Origin of the sequence: Mesorhizobium sp. B2-3-6 (assembly GCF_006442305.1) — a bacterium.
Taxonomy (GTDB): domain Bacteria; phylum Pseudomonadota; class Alphaproteobacteria; order Rhizobiales; family Rhizobiaceae; genus Mesorhizobium.
The window spans coordinates 1-20004 of sequence record NZ_VFVW01000005.1 but is presented as its reverse complement, the minus strand read 5'-3'; the positions used below and the strand labels follow the sequence as shown (position 1 = coordinate 20004).

Sequence of the window (20004 nt, the reverse complement as noted above, 5' to 3'; positions counted from 1 at the left end):
CTCTAGAAGCACTCGCCGTTGCAGATTTTCACCACCGAAGCCGGCGCATCTTCCTTGGTGACCTGCTTAAGGGCACTGAGAAGGTCGAGCTTCTTGACGCGCAACGTCGGTACCGAAATGTACGGCGGGACGTCATGTCCAAGCAGAGCAAGCGCGGCCGCCTTGGCCTCCGCGACACCCTGGTCATAGGGGCGTTGCGCACCCACGGCCAGAAACTCGCCACGTGCAACGTTCAGCGCGCTGTCTGCGGCAATGTCATTCGTGGTGATGACGATGTCGCGGCCGAGTGTCTTGGCCGCGGCCACGACCTGCTGCGCGGGCGTGTCCCAGGCAACGAAGATGCCCTTCATGTCGGGATGCGCCGTCAACATGGCGGTGGCGACCTCGTAGGCCTTCTCAGGCGCGGTGAAGGTACCGACGTCCGCGACCTTGATGTCGGGGTGTTCGCCGAATGCCTTGAGTGCGCCGACCTTGCGGGCCGCGACAGAGTAGTAGTAGTCATAGACCAGCGTGATGATGCCGACCTCGCCCTTGCCGCCAATGGCCCCGACAAGTTCCTGCGCGGCGAAATAGGCGTTCTTCTCATTGTCGGAAGCGACAACGGACACATAGTCCTTGCCCGGCGCCATATCGACCGGAACATTGTCCATGAAAACCAGCTTGATGCCGGCTGCCGCCGCCTTCTTGTAGGCTTCGGACTCGGACTTCGGATCGATCGGGATCGAGAAGATCACATCCGGCTTGCGTGCGATCATCTGCTCGAGATCGCTGATCTGCTGGCCGGGCTGGAACTTGGCGTCGGTGGTTCCGACAACCTCGATGCCAAGGTCCTTGAGCGTGTTCGAGATCCCGGCCACCTGCAATTGAGGCCAGCCGGCATCCATCGTGTGCATCACCAGCCCGGCGGTGAACTTTCCGGCCTTCAGCTTTGCAAGATCGGCATCGGAGAATTTCAGCACGTCTGGCGACACCGCCGGTGGACCGTCAGGGAAGCCCGGAACGGGTTGGCCTCTCGGCGACAGGGGCAACGGCTCAAGCAATGCCTTTGCTTCCGGTGGAATGGTGTCGTCGGCGATCGCCGAAGATGCGGCCAGTCCTGATAGTGCCACGGCCAAAGCCGCCGCCATGAATCCACGATAGTGCATTTTATTCCTCCCGATGAGATGAAACGGCCATTGCGGCCGGGTAGCGACCTGGCTGGTCGTACTGGCTGGGCGCTGTTCAGCGCCCGTAAGGCATCAATGCCGCCGTGGCGGCACCCGAGTAATTCACGTAGACCGTCTTCTTGCGCATGTAGCTCTCGAGCCCGTGTACGCCGTCGTCACCGCCCAATCCGCTCTCGCGGAAGCCGACATGGAAGCCCTGCAGCATTTCTGGCCCGATCCGGTTCACATAGATTTCGCCAAACGAAACCTCGTTGACGGCCTTCATGATGCGACCAAGATCGTTGGTGAAAAGATAGGCCGACAGGCCATAGCGACTGGTATTGGCGATGCTGACTGCCTCCTCGAAGGTGTCGAAGGGCATGATCGGCACGACCGGGCCGAAGATTTCCCGCGTCATGATCGGCATGTCGGGCGTCACGTCGGTGAATACGGTCGGATTGAGCCAGTAGCCGCCGTCGATCGGCGCCTTGGCCGGGCGTCCGCCGGCCAGCGCCAGCTTCGCGCCGCCCGCGACGGCTTCCGCCAGGACCACCTCGACCTTTTCCAATTCCTCACGGCTGACTTTGGGACCGATATCGGTATTCGCCTGCATCGGGTCACCGACGACCAGCGACTTCGAGAACTCCACGAAGCGCGTGACGAACTGATCGTAAATCGAACGGTGAACGAGCGTGCGTTCGTTGCATATGCAGACCTGCCCGCAATTCATGTAGCGCGAAGTGGCCGCCGACCGTACCGCCAGGTCGAGATCGGCATCGGCCAGGACGATGAAGGGCGCCTTGCCGCCAAGCTCCAGCGAAACGGGCGTCAGGTGGCGCGAAGCATTCGCCATGATGCGCTTGCCGGTCGGCACGCTTCCGGTCATGGTGATGAGGTCGACGCCGGGTTCCGTGCACAGCACCTCGCCTATGGTTTCGCCTCGTCCTGTTATGATGTTGACGACGCCGTCCGGCACGCCCGCTTCCACAAAGATGCGAGCCATTTCGAGCGCCGAAAGCGGCGTGTCTTCATGCGGTTTGAGGACGATGGTGTCGCCGGCGATCATGGCGGGCGCCACCTTTCGGCTGACCAGGGCGCTCGGATAATTCCAGGGAATGATGGCGGCGACGACGCCTACGGGTACGCGCTGGATCCAGACCTGCTCTCCCGCGTAGTCGGATGGCAGGATCTCACCTTGAATGCGGCGGGCAAACTCGGCGTAGTAGTCGAAGAACTCGGCCGCACCGCCCACTTCACCCATGGCCTCATTGATCGGCTTGCCTTGTTCCCTGACGACCACCTCGGCCAGATGTCGGGTGTTCTGCCGGATCAACACCGCGATCCGCTTCATGATCGCCGCACGGGCGAGGGGTGATTTGAGCCCCCAGGCTTTCTGCGCCTTACGGGCTGCCTCTATCGCCTGGCGAGCCTGATCCGGACTTGCCTCGGGCACGTCGACAAAAACCTTGCCGTTGGCCGGGTTGATCACCGGGCGCGTGCCGGCTTCGCCGGTGACAAATCTGCCGTCGATCAGCATGAGATGGGACTTCTCTACAGCCATGGTTCGATCCGCTTCTTCGTGCGTTGCAGGCGTGCCGGTGCCTAAGGTTTGGATTTTGCCGCGGCCATCTGAACGGCGAACTCGATCGCCTCGACCAGGCTGTCCTCGTTGGCGATGCCCTTGCCGGCGATGTCGAAGGCCGTGCCGTGGTCGACGGAGGTACGAATGATCGGAAGGCCGAGCGTCACATTGACACCGGAGAGCGCTTTCCATTCACCGGTCGCGGGATCGACATTGAAGCCGAGCAGCTTCACCGGAACATGGCCCTGATCGTGATACATCGCGACCACCGCATCATACTGACGGGCACGTAGCTTGACGAAGACCGTGTCGCCCGGAACAGGTCCAACCACGGCGAAATCGGGCGATGTGTAAGAGGCGACGACCGGGGTCGTGATGTCGATGTCCTCACGACCGAAAATGCCGCCTTCCCCAGCGTGCGGGTTGAGCGCGGCAATCGCAATGCGCGGATGGGCAATGCCGAGGCTCTGCAATGCCTCGACAGTCAACTCGATAACCCGGCGCAAACGAGGTTCGGTCAGTTTCGACGGAACCTGAGCCAGCGCCACATGGGTCGAGACATGGCTGACGCGAAAATCGCCATGGGCAAGCATCATCACGGAATCGCGTGCGCCTGTCAGCTCCGCCAGCATGTCGGTATGGCCGGCATAGTGATAGCCGGCCAGGTTGAGTGCTTCCTTGTTGAGAGGGGCCGTAACGATGCCTGCTATCGAGCCGGCCTGGGCCAGGCGAACAGCCTTTTCGATGGCCAGGTAGGCAAGGCGCCCGCCTTCGGCCGACATGACGCCTGTCTCTATGGGTGTCCGCTCTGGTCCGGCCTCAAGAATGGCCACGGGCGGAAAATGTCCGTTGGGCGAAGCCGACGGTTCTTCCCGCTCGATACGTCCTGAAATGGACTCCATCGCGCGCATCGCGGTGACGCTGCCGATGATGAGAAGCGACAGTGACCCCTCGGCAAGGCGCGGTTTCAGCCGTGCGCATGCCTTCGCGATGATCTCGGGGCCGATGCCCGCGGGATCACCCATTGTGATGCCGAGCCTTGGACCAGACATAAACACCCCATATCGGTCAATTGTGATCATCTTCTAATCCTTCTGGCCAGATATGCGCAATAGTTTTCTTTCGCGATCATTCGCAATCAAATTTCACGGCTGATCGGACTGCGCCTCTCCCTCTGCGGGCTGAAATCTCGACCGCACCCGGCTTCGCAGTGTTTTTTGACGCTATTTGACCGGCAAGGCGGATGTGCCGCGTCTTCGCCGGCGATCGTCCTGATCAGGAACGCGCGAGAGCGGCAAGCCTGCAGAGCAGGGCGCTGTCGCCGAACGCGCCCGATTTCGAAATCGTGGCCAGCCCCTCGAAAACGCCGCCTTTGATGACGGAAACCGGCAGCCCCGGCTCGATCTCGCTTTCGACCGTGAGTTCGACGGCGCCTAGGCTGTCGCACACCGACCGCAATGTTTCGCCGCCAGTGACGAGCAACGTGCCGGGCTTCGGCAAATCTTCGAGAAGCGAGGCAAACACCTTGCCGATATGATCCGCCACCGCGTGGCGATCACCCGATGCGGCGACGCTGACGATCGAAGGCGCGCCTTGCATCATCCGTTCCGCCAAGCGCCTTTTCGCTTTGTCGATGTCGTGTTCGATAACGATATGCGCATCCGCATGCCGGGCGGCAAAGAGGGCCACCTGTCCCGCAGTGATCTCGTGATTTGTTCCGACAAGGCCAAGGAATGGCCCGGATAACGCAGGAGCAGGCTCCTGCGGTGCTTTCATGTGCCGGGCGAGTGCCGCCGCCAGGCCGCCTGTACCGACCCACAAGGTTCGTGCCTCCGGCATTCCGGCCGTTGCGACGATCTTGTCCAGGTCCGTGTCCGTTTCGGCATCGTAGAGGGTGATGAAATGGACCGGTCGTGCCCTCGGTGTTGAACGCCCGACCGAAAAGCGCTGGCCGAGGTCGGCGAGGAGGTCGGGACCAACCATTTCAGGCCGATCGAGCCGCCATTGGCGCCCGGCGCGCGTAACACGCCCTTGAAATGGGAAAGCAGGCGCCAGCACAACGCGCTGGTACGTCCCCTCGACGATGCAGGCTTCTATTTCGGCGATGACGTGACCGCGCAAAAGGCTGTCGATCTTCTTGAAACTCAGCTGTCCGGCGGCGAGCCATGGCGCGAGCGCCTGGTGCCTGGCGACGGCCGTGGCCTCGGCGCCCTCTCGTGTGGCGACATCGACAGCCATGCGCCCCGAAAACGGACCGTCCAGTCGCCAGCTCACCCCAATGCCGTGGCCAGGCGACGCGAAGGAAACCGCGCTGTCCAGGGCGCCGGTCAGGTCGTCGGCTACGACCCGGATATCCGCAATCTCAAGAGCGCTCAACTGAAGAACCTGGACGGCTGACGCGCACGACGCGGACGTTCACATCGAGCGTCCGAAGATTGGTGAGGTGAGCCTGATCGATGCCCTCGTCGGTAATGATCTGGTGGATATCGGCCAGACGGCAGATGGTGCAGAAATTGGGGGCAGTGAACTTCGAATTGTCCGCAAGCACGACGACACGGCGCGCCGCCGCGATCATCGCCTGCTTCATCGCCGCAACCTCTAGCGAGGTCTCCGTGAGCATGTCTCCGGTGATGGCATGGGTCCCAAGAATGGCCACATCGGCGTGGATGGTTCTCAGGAAATTCTCGCCGGGCTGGCCGACCAGGGTCAGTGAGCCTGGCTTGCAGGTGCCTCCAAGCATGACGAGGCGTACTTCCGGCACGGCTGCAAGTATCTGCGCGATCGCAAGACTGTTGGTAACGGCGGTAAGCGGGATAGGCGCCGCGGCGATGGCGCGGGCGACTTCCAGCACGGTCGTGCTTGCGTCGAAAATGACGCTTTGGCCGGCGCGGAGTTCCGACATCATGGCGGCACCGATGGCCTCTTTCTCTGCCCTGGCGAAATGCGCCGCGGTGGCGAGATCCGGCTCGAAGGTGGCGAGTTCCGTGCGCTGAAGCATCGCCCCGCCATGCGTTCGCTCCAGTGCTCCCTGCCGTTCAAGCATCTCGAGATCGCGCCGGATGGTCGAAGGCGATGCGCCGATGAGATCGATGAGTTCCTGAACGCCTACAGCTCCTTGCCGTTTAAGGCATTCGAGAATGAAGGCATGACGCTTGGCTGGAATCAAATCGACCCGTCCGCGCCCGCCATCGTCTTCCCGGGACCCGGCGGACGCCGAGGGCGCCATGTCCTCCACCGCTGATTTTCGGACATTCCTTGCCACGTTTGTATCTCCGCACGGTGCCGCAAACGCGCTCGCCTGAATCACGCGAGCGATGTCCCGCAAATATCACCAATCCATCCAGCGAGCCCAATCGTTTGTCATTTTGGTGGGCGATTTCCCACCGTTTGGCTCCATTGGAATTATTTTGACTGATTTTGACCGCATATGCTAATCAAATGCGGTCAACCTTGGTCAGGAGAAATTGAAAAACGAGCAGTTTTCGTCAAACATTAAACAGCAATGCCGGTCCCTGTGGGCTTCCGTTGCGAACCGGATTGGAGGAACCATGTCTTTCTTGTCGAGCCTCAAATCGGCCGTCGTCGCTGCCGCGGCCTCGGATAGCAAGCGACCCGCAGGGAAGGCGAGATGATGGGCGCCAAGGCGAGGAATCCCGACGCCAAGCTCCTCCGGCTCGAAGCCAAATTCAACGCCGCGAGCGATCGATGGAACAAGGCGACGGACCGGACGGCGGCAGTTGAGGAGAAATTCGAAAAGGCGATTGACCGCCTCAAATCGCGTCTCATGTCGCGCATCGCAAAGGCGGAAAAGAAGGAGGAGAAAAGGGCAGTGGCCTTCGGCCGTGCGCTCGATAAGGTCATGAAGACCAGGGCGAAAACCATTGAAGGCCTAGCCGCGAAAGTGAGAGTTCGGGAACGCGACTATACCGATGCCGAGGATATCGAGATTGAAATCCTCAAAAGCCTGGTCGATGACATCAAGGCGATGGCCGGCGGCGTCACAGGAGAAACGAGCGGTGTAACCGATTGAGTACGGTGGCTAATTTTGCCACGATTTGACAATGGTCAGGTTGGGGAAATTCCCCACGAGGATGGGGTCCGCAAATTTGTGGATCCGGCACCCCTGCCCGAGCTGTGCTATGACATACACGACCTTGCCCCTTGGCTCGACAGCCCGGAATTCGGCGATCTAGCCCGCGACGAACTTGTCGGAAAACTGGGCGATCGTTCGCGTCAAGGGCATTGCCGTTTGCCAGGGTTGGCAGGATCGAAGCCGCTATTCAAATGTCGTTTGCAGGTATAGCAAGATCGACCCGATGATAGACTTGGCCAAGTTTCCGTTTGGCGACTTGGCGGAAGATGGGACCCAATCTGGCGGAGGACCGCCAATGATCTTCATTTGAAATCCTTGCGGTCGATGTGATCTCGATATAACATTTACGCAATCCAGGCATGACCCCACCGCTCCACTCGATCATTTCCAGGCTCCACCTGAAACAGCTGCGGCTCCTAGTCGCGCTGGGCGAGCACGGCTCGCTTTTGAAGGCATCGCAGCAGGTCGCGTTGACGCAACCGGGCGCGAGCAAGGCATTGCAGGAAATCGAGACGACCTTCGGCACGCCGCTGTTCGTTCGCACCAACCGGGGCCTGGAGCCCAATGCCGTCGGCCATTGCGTGATCCGCTATGCGCGCCTGATCCAGACGGATCTCGCGCACCTGCGCGACGAGATCGTCGGAATCATGCGTGGCCAGGGCGGGCGGGTGGCGGCCGGCGTCATCATGGGCGCGGTGCCGCTGCTCACCGATGCCATCTCCGCGCTCGTTGCGCGGCAGGCCGACTTGTCCGTCGAGATCGTCGAGGACACCAGCGCCGCCCTGCTGGCCCAGCTCGAAGCCGGCCGGCTCGACCTGGCGATCTGCCGCACGACCATCAGCCAGGCGCCGCAGGTCTACGACAGCGTGAAGCTCCAGGATGAAACGCTCGCGGTGATCGCGAACGTCGGCCATCCGCTCCGGCACGCGAAGAAGCTCACCCTGCAGGAGCTGGCGCCATACCGATGGGTGGTATACCGCGCGAACATGCCGATGCGGCTCTTGCTCGAACGCGAATACCGCGATTGCGGGATCCGGTTCCCGCAGCACCTGCTCGAGACGACCTCCGCTTTTGCGACGCTGGCGCTGCTGCAGGCCAACCCGTCCTTCGTGGCCCTGGTGTCAATCGAAGTCGCGCAGTTCTTCGCGCACCGGCAGATGACGCGCATCCTGCCGCTGGCCCTGGCGTCGCGAAGCGAGGCCTATGAGCTCGTCACCCGCAAGGGGGCGTGGGTTCCGCCCGCCGCCAAACTGCTGATCGACGAATTGGTCCATCGCCAGTCCTGAGCATCAGGTCGGCGCGACCGCGCCGGTCAGCGCTGTATCCGCCAGGGTGCCGCCGTCGCCCTGAAAAAAAGCATCGGAAGCGGCCCTGTGGCGGTGATCTCGACGGACCGGGGCACGAAGGCGGCCGGCATGGCCAAGTTCCCCATGCCGCCGGTGCTGGAATCACTGGCCTCGGGTCCGAGGAACAGGTAGTCCCGCCGGACCGAGAGGCCTGGCGGGACTATTGTTGAGAGCTGTAGTCCTGCTAATACGAACTGGAGGCTGCGTGCCTTCCTGCGATGATGCCCTGAGAGAGAGCTCGACCGTTCCCGTGCTGACTGAATCCGCCAGCAGCTTCGCCGGCGGCGTAGAGGCCGGGAATCACCTGAGAGGCATAGTCGAGGACCTGGCTTGAGCCGTTGATGCGCAGGCCGGACCGGGCGTCGTGGATCACCGGCGTCGACCAGGCGGCATAGAAGGGGCCCCGTTGGATCTTGTATTGGGGTGTCGGTTTGCCGAAGTCGGCGTCGGCACCCGCGTCAACAAAGCTGTTGTACCGCGTCACCGTTTCGACCAGGTTGCTTGCCGGCATCGGAACCCGCTGATGCGGCATGACGATCTTCTGTGCGAGTTCCTCCAGCGTGTTTGCCTGGAAGAAGAATCCATCGGGATCGACGAAGGGCGGCGCCACATTCCATCTCTGGCGGGCCACGGCATCTGCATCGAAGATGGCCCAGATCGGGCCACCGCCGTTGTGGCCGTCGCCGATTCCAGCCAGAGCGGCGTTGATCCAGTTTTGCGGGTTGTATGTGATGTTCTTGGCGTTCAGGTAGCTGCCCTGAGTGTACGGGTTGACCGAGCCAGCGCTGTTCGTCCCGAATTGACCTCCCGTTTCGTCGTAGAACCGCCTCCCGATCATGTTTACATGGATAACGTTCTGGTTGTTGACGTTGGCTAGTCCCGAAGCTTTCGCAAGGTGGAAGACAGGGCTATTGGGCCCCCACTGCAGGAACGAGTAGTTGTACCGCGTTCCGATGGCGGTTGGCTTGGTGATGTTAGTGCCGAACTCTCCAGTCTGGTTGTACGTGCCCGCGAGCGACGCGCCGACATTCAGCCCTGCGAGTATGCCGCTGGCGTCCTGGAAGGAATAGGGCTCGCCAGCGACGCCGCAGTACTCCGCGGTGAGCCGTGGGTCGAACTGTCGGCGGTATTCCACATTGCCGTTTCCGCCGCCACTCGCAATCACTACGCCCTTGCGTGCCTGAATGTTAACGAGGCGGCCCTGATTGGAGGCTACGACCCCGACCACGCCCGCTTTCGTCCGCAGCAGTGACTCCAAACGGTAATTCAGCAGGATCTTCACGCCACGCGCCTTTGCCGCGGCCTCCAGCGGATATATGAAGCCGGGCCCTTGAGACGTCGTCCGCTGTTGGCTCGCGGCTACCGGCAAGCCGGTCCGGACCGAGACGTAGTTCATGATCGCCGTATGCATCATACGGTTCACCGAGTTGCCGACCTCATTGCCGCCGACATTGTCGGGCCTGGATGTCGTCCACACGACGCCATGGCGGACCAGAAAGTTGTAAAGGTCGACGTTGACGTCGGCAAATGCCCGGATCAGCTCGCGATCGTTATAGCGGTAGCTCGGAAAGCCGTTCGCCTGGACGATGGACCAGTCGGTAAGGTCGCGATACAGGAGGTCTGGCGAGTCCGCGATGCCGGCCGCCATCTGGGCAGGGGTTCCGCCTCCCAGGGGAATGTTGCCTGAGCTGACGATGCCACGTCCCCCGATGTGCGGTTGCGCCTCGAGGACAATAACCGACGCGCCCGCCTCTGCGGCGGCGACTGCGGCCCCGAGGCCCGCCGAGCCGCAACCCACAACGACGATATCGGCTACGCGCGGGTCCGCGGCATTGGCAATGCTCGGCTGCAATATGCTGCTGGCCACCCCTGCGGCGGCGATTCCGGCGCCGGCCTTCAACAATGAGCGTCGGCTGACTGTCATTACGTTCTCCTCCTGATATTTTTAGACCAGCGCATTCGGGCCAGCGCATTCGGGATTGTTTGGATCTGGGCCTGAACAGCGAAACTCATTAATCGTGATCGCCGCAGAGACTTGGCCGGCCGGAGTATTGCAGCATTCGCTCGCGCGACAACTGAGAAGATGTGATCTCGGTATAACGTTTACTCAACCCAGGCATGGCCCCACCGCTCCACTCGATCGTTTCCAGGATCCACCTGAAACAGTTGCGGCTCCTACTCGCGCTGGGCGAGCATGGCTCGCTCCTCAAAGCCTCGCAGCAGGTCGCGTTGACGCAACCGGGCGAGCAAGGCATTGCAGGAAATCGAGACGACCTTCGGTCGCCGCTGGGTTACGGCAGGCCGGAACGCATTATCATCGACGGCAGCCAAACCAACCGCGAGGCGGTCATTTCCTGCGATGCTGAAAGCCGTCTGCGGGACCGCCCGCGACGTTCACCGAAGCCGATTCACATTCGCAACAGCAAGTACCTCAATAATTGGATCGAACAGAACCATCGACGCGTCAAGCGCCGCATCCACTCCATGTTCGGCTTCAAGTGAATGCGACCGCCGAGGTTATTCTCACTGGCATCGAGATGGTTCACATGATGCGCAGACAGCAGGCGAGGTTTGCCTACAATCCATCTCCCTCGATCGCCGAGCAGTTCGAGATCCTGGCAGCCTGATCAGCGACGCGAAAAACAAAAGAACGACTTGCGACAGAGCCCGCGCGAATGTCGATAACAACGGCAGGCCTGCGTCGTCTGCATGCCACGCTGTTTTGCAAGCCTGTTATCGGCGCCAATCGTACAGCCCTGCGGAGTTTAGAAGCCGATGCCGTAGCGCTGCAGACACGGCGCGAGCGCTTCGGCCGCGCCGCAACGCGCGGGCAGCTCGACGCGTAACCGCGCATAGGCCCATTGCCGCCAGGGACGCGGAGAACTGCCGGATATCTCGATACGGACGAGTGAGGGCATGCGATTGGTGCTTGTCCATTCGGGGCTGAGCGCGCCGTCCGGCCCGGCATAGCTGAACGAAAGCTTCAGATCGCCTCGCACCAGCGGAAGATCCTCCCCGCCTTCGCCCATCCTGTGATCGCGGCGGGCACGAATGAGGGCCTCGTCGGCTCCGGCCCGACCCATCGAATAGGTGATGTCATCAAATCCCGCACGCGGCTCGTAGCCGAGCGCTGGGCGCTCGAAGGTGACCTCGTCGGCATGGCCGGTGAAGCGGATCGCAGCGGCTCCTTCCGGGTTGGAATAGCCGGGCTGCGCCGCCTCCAGATCCTCGACCATCCGGTCGAGAATCACCGCCACCGTGTCCTCCTGCCCGCCTCTGGCGATTATCCCCTGCCATTGGCGCAGCCAGGTTCCGGTGTAGAGTGCCAGCCCGCCAAACAGCATCGTCGCAAGCACCAGCGAAGCCAATGCCTCGATCAGCGTGAAGCCGGCCCGAGCGCTGCGTTTCCTTGTCATTGCCGCTTGCCGAGGCGCACGGTCTGCATCGCGTCGTCATCCGATCCGTCGGTGCTGCGAACGGTGACGGAGTAAAGCTGCCATCCGGCGCGAGCCAGGGCAGTGCCGCGTTCGAAGCGGTACGGTTCCACGATGACCGTGAAGTCTCCGATCACGCGCCGGCCCGTTCGCAACGGGTTAAGGGTCATCGCCGCCGCCATGGCAGCCTGCATGCCGACACGGCGTTCGGTCGATCGTTCCAGACCCGCGAACGCACCTGCGGTGCCCGTGATCATGCGCGCGATCGGAACGATCAGCAGCACGGCGACGGCAAGCGAGGCCAGAACCTCGATCAGCGTGAAGCCGCGTCTGCGCCGTCCTGTCATTTCGGCCTCATTTCCACGCGGCCGGTCAACCAGTCGACGCGCAGTTCGATCTCCCGGCCGCTGGCGGACAGTGTCATGACGCCCCCACACGACCGTCCGTCGGCAAGGAAGCGCAAGGCTCTGCTTCCGCCTCGTATGGGACACCGGTCCGACGTGACCCAGTTCATGGCCACCCCATCCCTGATCGAGATCGGATTGGCGCCATCCACCTGGATGCGTTTGTTTCCCGGATCGACCCTCACGTCGGCGACGCTGCCCGTGGTCAGCGCCTTCGCTCTGCCCTTGCGGAACTCCCCGCTGACGCGAACCGCCTCGCCAGAAAGCTCGGCAGCCCCGATGCTGGAACGCGGGCGCGGCATCAGCACGAAGGCCGCGAGAGCGACGATCGCAAGCGCCGCGACCACGTCGAGCAGCACGACACCGCGTTGCGTCCTTTTGCGGTTGCTGTTGCCCTTAGGGCTGGGCGGACACATTGGAGCCGCGCCCACCGGGCCCGTCGGTGGTGATGTTGAACGTCTTTCCGTCGCTTGCGTATCTGTATTCATGGCCCCACGGATCGAGCGGAACGGTCTCGCCGCGAACGTATGGCCCGTTCCAGACCTGGATGGTCGAGGGCTTGCGCACCAGCGCTCCCAGCCCCTCGGCCTGCACCGGATAACGGCCGACATCGATGTAGAAGATGTCGAGCGCGCTGGAAAACGCCTCGATCTGAAGCTTCGCCGCACGCACGCGAGAGTCGGACAACTGCGCGAGAACACGAGGACCGACGAGCGCCGAGATCAGGCCGATGATGGCCAGCACGACCAGCATCTCGATCAGCGTAAAGCCTGCCTCGCGGCGCCGGGCACGCTTGCGTTGCATGAGATTGGGACCAACTGCGAAATGAACGCTCATGCAAACAGCCTCCTAGCGGACCATGTCGTTGAAGGACATGAGGGTGGACATGATCGACACGATCATACCACCGATCAAGATACTGATGGTTGCCACTGCCGCAGGGCCGACAAGCCCGACGATACGGGACAGCGAACGCTCCAGCCGCACTTCATAGAAGTCGGCGACACGATAGGCCAGCCCTGCGAGTTCGCCACTTTGCTCGCCGAGCCTCAACATGCGCACCGCCAGCGGGGGAAGCTGAAGAATCTCAAGCGCATGGCCAAGCCTATTCCCCTGCCTCAGCGCGTCGGACGCCTGCTGCGCGCGTGCCCGCGCGGCCTCGCCGTGGTCGACGGTATCGCTGATGAGCTTGAAAGCCACAGGAACCGCCACGCCGGTCTCGACCATGATGCCCAGGAGACGGGCGAAGCGCCCCGTCCGATAGCTCCCCGGTATCTCCGACAAAAGCGGAAGTTTCTTGGCGAAACCCCAAAGCCATGCCCAGAGAAGGCCCCGCCGCGCCGCCACGAACCCCAGCAATACGAGTATCGAAGCCGCAAGCAAAAGGACCAGCCCATAAGCGCGCAGGAAATTCGAGACCGCGAACATCACCACCATCAGCGTGTCCTTCTTGCCGCTCTGCATGAGCATCGGTTCGAACTGAGGAACGACCCCCACCAGGAAGAAGACCAGTACGCAGATCGTGCCGGCAAACAGGACTGCCGGATACCGCAGCGCCTCGCTGACTTTGGCCCGCAATGCCTCGAAATGCTGGCGCTCCTGCACGATGCGCGACAGGAGGGTGGGTAACTTGCCGGAGGTCTCCGCGACACGAACCATGGCGACCTGGAACGCCGGGAACAGAGCGGGCCAGGCTTCCAGCGCTCTGGAGAACGAGGTGCCCGACGCCAGGTCGGTGCGAATGCCGGCAACCACGGGCTGAAGCCTGCCGCTGTCGAATTCCTTTTCCATGATCGCCAGCGCTTCGTCGATCCGGATCCCCGCATTCAGCATGATCGACAGGTCGGAGAGCAGCCGCGTGACCTGCGACGCCGGTATCCGGGTCGAAAACAGCGGTGCGCGCGATGCAGACTGCCTCGGTTCGACACTTACCGGGATCAGTCCGCGCGCCCCGAGCTTCTGGACGGCATCGTCGGAATCGGACGCATCGATCCGCCCGAGTTCGAGACGACCCTCGCCATTCAAAGCCTTGTATGCGAATGCCGTGGAGACCATGGAGGCCAAATTTCCTAACTGTACGCCTCTACTGGAGACGTTCGTTCCTGATTGCTGTCTGTGAAAGAAACTCGCTCCATTAATCCTGCCGGAGGCTCGGAATGTGCAACCGCTCCATTTGGATCACCCCCCTGAAGGCGTGGGCACCGGCTCCTCCGGTGGCAACATTTGTTGACCGCTTGCCTCATCCGAAAACCGCAGCGAGGCGCGTCCTCCCGCTCCATCGAGCTTGACTTCGAACTGGCCGACTTCCTTCAGGGTCCAACCTTCCCGGCTTTCCCCCGTGCGCAGCGTGAAGGCCGCCATTTCGGCCGGGGTGGTGAAGGTCGCGCTGTTGAGCCTTTCCGACCGCACGATGCCAACCAATTGCCACTCGGGCGCCGCGGCAGGCGGGGGCTCGGGTTCCGGCTCGGGCTGCACGACAATAGGTTCCGGCTCGGGGGCACCGAACGCGATCGGGGCAGTCCGGTCCGGCGAGAACAGGGGCCGATCCCGAAGCGCCGCATAGTCGCTCACCTGGCGTTCCCTGACCGATAGCTTTTCTGCGCCGAAGGACAGGCTCGAAGAGGCCGCGATGGCGGCGAGCATCATTGTCGCGCCCAGCATGGTCATCATGACTGGGGTCCCTTCTCCCGGAAGGCCGACAGCATGACGTTCAGCGACAGCGGCCGATCCATGGAACCCGAGGTCTGATTTCCCCCCAGATCGACGTTTCGGTTCAACCGAAGCCTGAAGCTATCAACGACCATGACGGGCGAGCTTGCCTCGATGGCATACATGAGATCGGGCAGCGATTGCTCCATAACCTCGATATCGGCAGTTAAACGAATGCGTTCCAAAGACTCCAACTGAGGATCGCCTATATCGGCGACCTGACCGTCTGTGGGAACATCGACGCGCCGGATAACGGCACCCACGCGTTCAACGCGGTTGGAGAGCAGACTCTGGAATTCGGCCGAGACGAGCCCACTGGTTTGCGCATCGAGAAGAATCTTGCCCTCGCCGGGATCCAGAGCCTGGTTCGCGCCTTGGGGAACCGGGGAAGTGGACGCCTTGCTTTCGAGCAAGGCGGTACGTTCCTCATAGAGCGCCAGCGCGCCCGCCTCCGCGCGCCAGGACAGCAGCGTATCGGCGACGAGTACAAGAGCTCCGACGACCAGCAGGGCCATGACGACCAGGGATTGAAGCCGCGTGTCGCGCCACAGGGGTGTCGTCCTCATCGCAGCGAACCTCCCGTGCGGATGAGCGGGCGGGTATCGACCTCGAACTCCGAGGTAACGCCATCCTCGCCGCGCAGGGCCGATCCGACCAGCTTGCTGTCTTCGAAGCGACCCGATGATTCCAGCGCGGTCAGTACTTCGGGTAGGTCCTTGGTCCGGCCCGAGAGACGCATGCGGCCATTGGCGAAGGACACCTCAATGGCATAGGAATGCGTCGGCAAAACCTGAGCCAGGTCGTCCAATGCTCCCAGCGCGCTTATCGCGTCGTCCTTGATATTCCGCGCCTCCTGCTCAGGCGCTGTTTCAGCCTTGTCCGGAGTCGCCGCCAGCGCGATTGCCTGGCGCGCCTTCTCGGCCCGGATCTCGACGGCGGCGCGGCGCTCGGCATAGTTGTTCTGGATCATCGGCCGCACCGCCGGAGCCGTGACTGCAGCGACTAGGCTTACGCCCAGAACTCCGGCAAGGACAAACTTTATCCGGCCACGCGTGCCGGTGACCCGTTGCCGCTGTGTCAATACTTCCACGGCATCGCCTTCCGGAAACGGCGCCGAGATCACGACCTGGCGGGCCTCGGCCACATTCAGGCAGGCCAAGGCAGCAGCGACACGCGACCTCGGAACGATTGCGACGGCGACGGTGATCTGCCGCGCCTCACGGCTGATCCCGAGGACCCTGTGGCCGAAATAGATATCGGAAGCAGGCAATGGCGAAAGCGCGCCCATCCGCGACGTAACGATGCCTTCGACGTGGCTGGCAGCCTCCATCGGCAGTTCGATCCGGCGCGCGATCACCCAGCTCGCCGGGATGCCGAGATGGACCGCCTTTCCATTCACCGCGGCGCGCAATGCGGCCGGCGCCTGCGTGTCTGAAGAAATCAGTATCAACAGGGGTGCTGACGGCTTTCGGCTGGTCGCCGGCTCGATTTCAAACGCGCTCCCATCGTCCGCGACCCGCGCGACCACGCGGCTGCTGGATTTGACGCGCGCAAGTTCATCCAGCAGGGAGGCCGGTCCCGCGATCCAGTCATCCAAGCCGCGGATCGCCGCGGTGAAAGGATAAGCCATTCCGGTCAAACCCCAGAGCAGAAGCCGGCACCGGATCCGGAGTTCCGTCGCCCGCGTGAATACAAATCATAGCGCATCTTCAGGTCCTAATTCCAGATCAGTCACAGTTCTTCGCCAATCGAGCACCGATCTTGAACGCAGGCCCAAGTAGGAACTGTCCTAATGATTGTCGCGCGGCAGGCCGCTGGTGACGGCGATGTTCTGGTACTTCACCGCCGGCTTCAGAACCATTCCCTCGGACAACTGGTCAACCATTGACCGCTGGATCTCCTGCCAGGGTGTCTGATGCTTCGGATATGCATAGCCGCCCTCGTTTTGCAGGTCGACGCGACGGCGCTTAATCTCGTCGTCCGACACGAGGATGTCGGCGGTCCCCTTGCGCAGGTCGATGCGTACCCGGTCACCCGTACGCAGCAGCGCAAGGCCACCACCGACGGCCGCCTCGGGCGAGGCGTTGAGGATCGATGGAGAGCCGGAAGTGCCGGACTGACGGCCATCGCCGATGCAGGGAAGCGAGTGGATGCCCGCCTTCAGCAGGTAGGCTGGCGGCTGCATGTTCACGACTTCGGCGCCGCCCGGATAACCGACTGGGCCGGCTCCGCGCATGAACAGGATGGTATTCTCGTTCAGGCCGAGTGACGGATCCTCAATGCGACGGTGGTAGTCTTCCGGACCGTCGAAGACGACGGCGACGCCCTCGAAGGCATCGGGGTCTCGCGGATTTGACAGATAGCGGTCGCGAAACTCCGGCGAGATGACCGACGTCTTCATGATTGCGGAATCGAACAGATTGCCTTTCAGGTTGATGAAGCCGGCTTCCTTCCTGAGCGGATTGGCCACGGTACGGATGACCTTGCCGTCGAGATTCTCCGCCGCGGCGCAATTGTCGCCGATCGTGCGGCCGTTGACGGTCATGGCTCCAGGATGCGGCAGCAAGCCGGCCTTCATCAGCTCTGCCACCACGGCCGGCACACCGCCCGCATGATGATAGTCCTCGCCGAGATATTCACCGGCCGGCTGGAGATTTACGATCAGCGGAACGTGGTGACCGACCTTCTGCCAGTCATCGACGGTCAGCGACACGCCGAGATGCCGCGCGATGGCGTTGAGGTGGATCGGCGCATTGGTCGAGCCGCCGATGGCAGAATTGACGACGATGGCGTTCTCGAAGGCTTCCCGCGTCATGATGTCGGAGGGTTTCAAGTCCTCGCGCACCATGTCGACGATGCGCTTGCCGGTTTGGTAGGCGATCTGGCCGCGCTCGCGATAGGGTGCTGGAATGGCGGCGGAGCCCGGCAACTGCATGCCGAGCGCCTCGGCCAGCGAGTTCATCGTCGTCGCCGTGCCCATCGTGTTGCAGTAGCCGACGGACGGCGCCGATGAAGCGACGATGTCCATGAACTGGTCGTAGTCGATCTCTCCTGCCGCCAGCCTTTCGCGTGACTTCCACACGACCGTGCCGGAGCCGGTGCGTTCGCCCTTGTGCCAGCCGTTCAGCATCGGGCCGACGGACAGCGCTATGGCTGGAATGTTGACGGTGGCCGCGGCCATCAGCAGCGCCGGGGTGGTCTTGTCGCAGCCGATGGTCAGCACGACGCCATCCAGCGGATAGCCATAAAGCAACTCGACGAGAGCGAGATAGGCGAGGTTGCGGTCGAGCGCGGCGGTGGGCCGCTTGCCTGTCTCCTGGATCGGGTGGACCGGGAATTCCAGCGGCACGCCGCCGGCGGCCACAATGCCGTCGCGCACGCGCTTGGCGAGCTCGATATGATGCCGGTTGCAAGGTGACAGGTCCGAGCCCGTCTGGGCGATGCCGATAAGCGGCTTTCCGGACTGCAGTTCTTCGCGGGTCAGCCCATAGTTCAGATAGCGTTCGAGGTAGAGCGCCGTCATGCCGGGATTGTCCGGATTGTCGAACCAGTCGCGCGAGCGTAGCCGCTTCGCACCATTGATCTTGGACATTTACACCTCCAGAACCGCCGTTTGGCCATCGATATGGCATCGGCAACTGTCGGACAAGTACCCTCAATCAGATATGTGGACAAATTGCCCATTTTGTGGATTGTAGTAAGATGTGAACGATACGGCAGGCGCGCAGATGCGCCGCGTGCCGGGGAGGGGTAGCCAAGCGTGAGCCAGATCATCTTCATTCCCGCCGAGGGTGGCTCGGGCGAACCCCGTGTCGCGGCGTCGCCCGATACGGTGAAGCGCATAGCCGCCCTTGGCTTTGACTTGGTGGTTGAGAGCGGAGCGGGCACACTGTCCCGCATCGCCGACGAAGACTACGCGAAGGCCGGTGCCACCATTGGTTCCGCATCCGATGCGGCCCGTGCGGATGTGATTCTGAAGGTGCGCCGGCCGACCGATGCGGAGCTGAAAAGCTACAAGTCAGGCGCTGCGGTCATCGCCATCATGGATCCGTATGGCAACGATGCCGCCGTCGCGCCGCTGGCCAAGGCCGGGGTGACGGCCTTTGCGATGGAATTCATGCCGCGCATCACGCGCGCCCAGTCGATGGACGTCTTGTCCTCGCAGGCTAACCTTGCCGGCTACCAGGCGGTGATCGACGGCGCAGCCGAATACGATCGCGCGCTGCCGATGATGATGACGGCGGCCGGCACTGTTCCTGCCGCCAAGGTGTTCATCATGGGCGTCGGCGTTGCCGGCCTGCAGGCGATCGCCACAGCGCGCCGGCTCGGCGCGGTCGTCACCGCGACCGATGTGCGCCCCGCCGCCAAGGAACAGGTCGCCTCGCTTGGCGCAAAGTTCCTCGCCGTCGAGGACGAAGAGTTCAAGGCGGCCGAGACCGCCGGCGGCTACGCCAAGGAGATGTCCAGGGAATACCAAGCCAAGCAGGCGGCGCTGACCGCCGAGCACATCGCCAAGCAGGACATCGTCATCACCACGGCGCTGATCCCCGGCCGCCCGGCGCCGAGGCTGGTGTCGGCTGACATGGTCGCCTCGATGAAGCCTGGTTCGGTGATCGTCGATCTTGCGGTGGAGCGCGGCGGCAATGTCGAGGGCGCTGTGCCTGGCAAGGTCGTGACGACGGCCAACGGCGTCAAGATCGTCGGCCATCTCAACGTGCCGGGCCGCGTCGCGGCCTCCGCCTCGCTGCTCTACGCCAGGAACCTTTTTGCTTTCCTCGAGACCCTGGTCGACAAGGCGACGAAGACGCTTGCCATCAATCGCGATGACGACCTGGTCAAGGCGACCATGCTGACCGACGGCGGCAAGATCGTCCATCCGGCCTTCGCCAAGGCCGACCAGCAGCCGCCAAAGGGCCAATATATCGAACCGCCGGCGATCCCGGCCAGCACAATGGTCGCTGATGCTTCGGCGCCCAAGAAAGCCGCGCCCAGGAAAGCTGCCGCATCCAAGCCCTCGCCGCCCAAGTCGCCCCCGCCGCCCAAGTCGCCCTCGCCAAAGTCGCCCTCGCCCAAGCCGAAAGGGACCGCGTGATGGACCAGACCTTGCAGAAAGCCCTCGACCAGCTCGACCAGGCAAGTGCTGCCGTCCGGCTGGCGGTGCAGAACCTGGCAAATGCTCCCGGAGGCGCCGAGGCGGCCGGCGACGCCGCACACGCGCTGTCGGGCGGCGCCATCGATCCCTTCGTCTTCCGCCTGGCCATCTTCGTGCTGGCGATCTTCGTCGGCTATTA

At 62.6% G+C, this 20004-nt stretch carries 19 protein-coding genes and 2 pseudogenes; 6 read left to right on the top strand and 15 right to left on the bottom strand.

All coding sequences use genetic code 11. The annotated features are described in order from the left end of the window. Positions 1-2: 2 nt before the first annotated feature. The 5 genes from FJ953_RS16130 to FJ953_RS16110 all read right to left on the bottom strand — a co-directional run bounded on the left by FJ953_RS16130 (position 3) and on the right by FJ953_RS16110 (position 5818). Positions 3-1145, bottom strand: coding sequence for a substrate-binding domain-containing protein (locus FJ953_RS16130; protein ID WP_140496521.1), 1143 nt, complete (start codon positions 1143-1145; stop codon positions 3-5). Between the two features lie 76 nt (positions 1146-1221). Then, complete coding sequence (gene aldA, locus FJ953_RS16125) at positions 1222-2706, bottom strand: aldehyde dehydrogenase (RefSeq protein ID WP_140624779.1); 1485 nt, start codon at positions 2704-2706, stop codon at positions 1222-1224. Positions 2707-2747: 41 nt separating this feature from the next. Next, positions 2748-3779: a 4-hydroxythreonine-4-phosphate dehydrogenase PdxA gene (pdxA, locus tag FJ953_RS16120; protein ID WP_210239487.1), complete on the bottom strand. Its 1032-nt coding sequence runs from the start codon at positions 3777-3779 to the stop codon at positions 2748-2750. 223 nt (positions 3780-4002) lie between these two features. Continuing rightward, complete coding sequence (locus FJ953_RS16115) at positions 4003-5103, bottom strand: four-carbon acid sugar kinase family protein (RefSeq protein WP_140496515.1); 1101 nt, start codon at positions 5101-5103, stop codon at positions 4003-4005. Then, positions 5090-5818 carry a DeoR/GlpR family DNA-binding transcription regulator gene (locus FJ953_RS16110; RefSeq protein WP_348640502.1) on the bottom strand — a complete coding sequence of 243 codons (729 nt, stop codon included), beginning with the start codon at positions 5816-5818 and terminating at the stop codon, positions 5090-5092. The genes FJ953_RS16115 and FJ953_RS16110 overlap by 14 nt, the downstream gene beginning before the upstream one ends. On the opposite strand from FJ953_RS16110, the gene FJ953_RS31175 reads away from it, so the two are divergent. The 3 genes from FJ953_RS31175 to FJ953_RS16100 all read left to right on the top strand — a co-directional run bounded on the left by FJ953_RS31175 (position 5735) and on the right by FJ953_RS16100 (position 8106). Beyond that, on the top strand, positions 5735-5968 hold the full coding sequence (locus tag FJ953_RS31175; protein ID WP_348641818.1) for a hypothetical protein: 234 nt from the start codon (positions 5735-5737) through the stop codon (positions 5966-5968). The two genes, FJ953_RS16110 and FJ953_RS31175, sit on opposite strands and share 84 nt — an antisense overlap. Positions 5969-6355: 387 nt before the next feature. Further along, positions 6356-6757, top strand: a complete 402-nt coding sequence (locus FJ953_RS16105; protein ID WP_140496513.1) for a hypothetical protein — start codon at positions 6356-6358, stop codon at positions 6755-6757. 422 nt (positions 6758-7179) lie between these two features. Next, the gene (locus FJ953_RS16100) at positions 7180-8106 is read left to right on the top strand and encodes a LysR family transcriptional regulator (RefSeq protein ID WP_140496511.1); all 927 of its coding nucleotides are present in this window, start codon (positions 7180-7182) and stop codon (positions 8104-8106) included. A gap of 244 nt (positions 8107-8350) precedes the next feature. Here the strand turns inward: FJ953_RS16100 and FJ953_RS16095 are convergent, their stop codons facing one another. After that, positions 8351-10090, bottom strand: coding sequence for an FAD-dependent oxidoreductase (locus tag FJ953_RS16095; protein WP_140557692.1), 1740 nt, complete (start codon positions 10088-10090; stop codon positions 8351-8353). A 368-nt stretch (positions 10091-10458) separates the two neighbouring features. Here FJ953_RS16095 and FJ953_RS30870 point away from each other — a divergent pair. Then, a pseudogene (locus tag FJ953_RS30870) lies at positions 10459-10793 on the top strand (DDE-type integrase/transposase/recombinase); the annotation flags it as partial. Positions 10794-10931: 138 nt separating this feature from the next. Here the strand turns inward: FJ953_RS30870 and FJ953_RS16085 are convergent. The 9 genes from FJ953_RS16085 to FJ953_RS16045 form a co-directional block, all read right to left on the bottom strand. Next, positions 10932-11582 carry a prepilin-type N-terminal cleavage/methylation domain-containing protein gene (locus FJ953_RS16085; RefSeq protein ID WP_140624777.1) on the bottom strand — a complete coding sequence of 217 codons (651 nt, stop codon included), beginning with the start codon at positions 11580-11582 and terminating at the stop codon, positions 10932-10934. Then, positions 11579-11947: a prepilin-type N-terminal cleavage/methylation domain-containing protein gene (locus FJ953_RS16080; RefSeq protein WP_140624776.1), complete on the bottom strand. Its 369-nt coding sequence runs from the start codon at positions 11945-11947 to the stop codon at positions 11579-11581. Before FJ953_RS16080 ends, FJ953_RS16085 begins: the two co-directional genes overlap by 4 nt. Next, positions 11944-12420 carry a hypothetical protein gene (locus FJ953_RS16075; protein ID WP_140624775.1) on the bottom strand — a complete coding sequence of 159 codons (477 nt, stop codon included), beginning with the start codon at positions 12418-12420 and terminating at the stop codon, positions 11944-11946. Before FJ953_RS16075 ends, FJ953_RS16080 begins: the two co-directional genes overlap by 4 nt. Further along, complete coding sequence (gene gspG / locus FJ953_RS16070; protein WP_140496499.1) at positions 12401-12841, bottom strand: type II secretion system major pseudopilin GspG; 441 nt, start codon at positions 12839-12841, stop codon at positions 12401-12403. The genes FJ953_RS16075 and gspG overlap by 20 nt, the downstream gene beginning before the upstream one ends. A 12-nt stretch (positions 12842-12853) precedes the next feature. Then, complete coding sequence (locus FJ953_RS16065) at positions 12854-14059, bottom strand: type II secretion system F family protein (protein WP_140624774.1); 1206 nt, start codon at positions 14057-14059, stop codon at positions 12854-12856. A 123-nt stretch (positions 14060-14182) separates the two neighbouring features. Next, positions 14183-14674 (bottom strand): hypothetical protein, encoded by a 492-nt coding sequence (locus FJ953_RS16060; RefSeq protein WP_140524052.1) that lies wholly within the window; start codon positions 14672-14674, stop codon positions 14183-14185. Next, the gene (locus tag FJ953_RS16055) at positions 14671-15279 is read right to left on the bottom strand and encodes a GspMb/PilO family protein (RefSeq protein ID WP_140496491.1); all 609 of its coding nucleotides are present in this window, start codon (positions 15277-15279) and stop codon (positions 14671-14673) included. The genes FJ953_RS16060 and FJ953_RS16055 overlap by 4 nt, the downstream gene beginning before the upstream one ends. After that, positions 15276-16310, bottom strand: a complete 1035-nt coding sequence (locus FJ953_RS16050) for a PilN domain-containing protein (protein WP_140624773.1) — start codon at positions 16308-16310, stop codon at positions 15276-15278. Before FJ953_RS16050 ends, FJ953_RS16055 begins: the two co-directional genes overlap by 4 nt. Before the next feature lie 192 nt (positions 16311-16502). Beyond that, on the bottom strand, positions 16503-18305 hold the full coding sequence (locus FJ953_RS16045; RefSeq protein WP_140624772.1) for an IlvD/Edd family dehydratase: 1803 nt from the start codon (positions 18303-18305) through the stop codon (positions 16503-16505). A 168-nt stretch (positions 18306-18473) separates the two neighbouring features. Here FJ953_RS16045 and FJ953_RS16040 point away from each other — a divergent pair, with 168 nt between their 5' ends. Further along, a complete protein-coding gene (locus tag FJ953_RS16040) occupies positions 18474-19805 on the top strand; it encodes a Re/Si-specific NAD(P)(+) transhydrogenase subunit alpha (protein ID WP_140624771.1) in 1332 nt (443 codons plus the stop codon). Then, a pseudogene (locus FJ953_RS16035) lies at positions 19805-20004 on the top strand (NAD(P) transhydrogenase subunit alpha); the annotation flags it as partial. The gene FJ953_RS16040 and the pseudogene FJ953_RS16035, both read left to right, overlap by 1 nt.

Coding starts and splice junctions, on each gene's coding strand:
- FJ953_RS16130 (WP_140496521.1), bottom strand. CDS start 1,145: ATGCACTATCGTGGATTCATGGCGGCGGCTTTGGCCGTGGCACTATCA.
- aldA (WP_140624779.1), bottom strand. CDS start 2,706: ATGGCTGTAGAGAAGTCCCATCTCATGCTGATCGACGGCAGATTTGTC.
- pdxA (WP_210239487.1), bottom strand. CDS start 3,779: ATGTCTGGTCCAAGGCTCGGCATCACAATGGGTGATCCCGCGGGCATC.
- FJ953_RS31175 (WP_348641818.1), top strand. CDS start 5,735: ATGCGTTCGCTCCAGTGCTCCCTGCCGTTCAAGCATCTCGAGATCGCG.
- FJ953_RS16105 (WP_140496513.1), top strand. CDS start 6,356: ATGATGGGCGCCAAGGCGAGGAATCCCGACGCCAAGCTCCTCCGGCTC.
- FJ953_RS16100 (WP_140496511.1), top strand. CDS start 7,180: ATGACCCCACCGCTCCACTCGATCATTTCCAGGCTCCACCTGAAACAG.
- FJ953_RS16095 (WP_140557692.1), bottom strand. CDS start 10,090: ATGACAGTCAGCCGACGCTCATTGTTGAAGGCCGGCGCCGGAATCGCC.
- FJ953_RS16085 (WP_140624777.1), bottom strand. CDS start 11,582: ATGACAAGGAAACGCAGCGCTCGGGCCGGCTTCACGCTGATCGAGGCA.
- FJ953_RS16080 (WP_140624776.1), bottom strand. CDS start 11,947: ATGACAGGACGGCGCAGACGCGGCTTCACGCTGATCGAGGTTCTGGCC.
- FJ953_RS16075 (WP_140624775.1), bottom strand. CDS start 12,420: ATGTGTCCGCCCAGCCCTAAGGGCAACAGCAACCGCAAAAGGACGCAA.
- gspG (WP_140496499.1), bottom strand. CDS start 12,841: ATGAGCGTTCATTTCGCAGTTGGTCCCAATCTCATGCAACGCAAGCGT.
- FJ953_RS16065 (WP_140624774.1), bottom strand. CDS start 14,059: ATGGTCTCCACGGCATTCGCATACAAGGCTTTGAATGGCGAGGGTCGT.
- FJ953_RS16060 (WP_140524052.1), bottom strand. CDS start 14,674: ATGATGACCATGCTGGGCGCGACAATGATGCTCGCCGCCATCGCGGCC.
- FJ953_RS16055 (WP_140496491.1), bottom strand. CDS start 15,279: ATGAGGACGACACCCCTGTGGCGCGACACGCGGCTTCAATCCCTGGTC.
- FJ953_RS16045 (WP_140624772.1), bottom strand. CDS start 18,305: ATGTCCAAGATCAATGGTGCGAAGCGGCTACGCTCGCGCGACTGGTTC.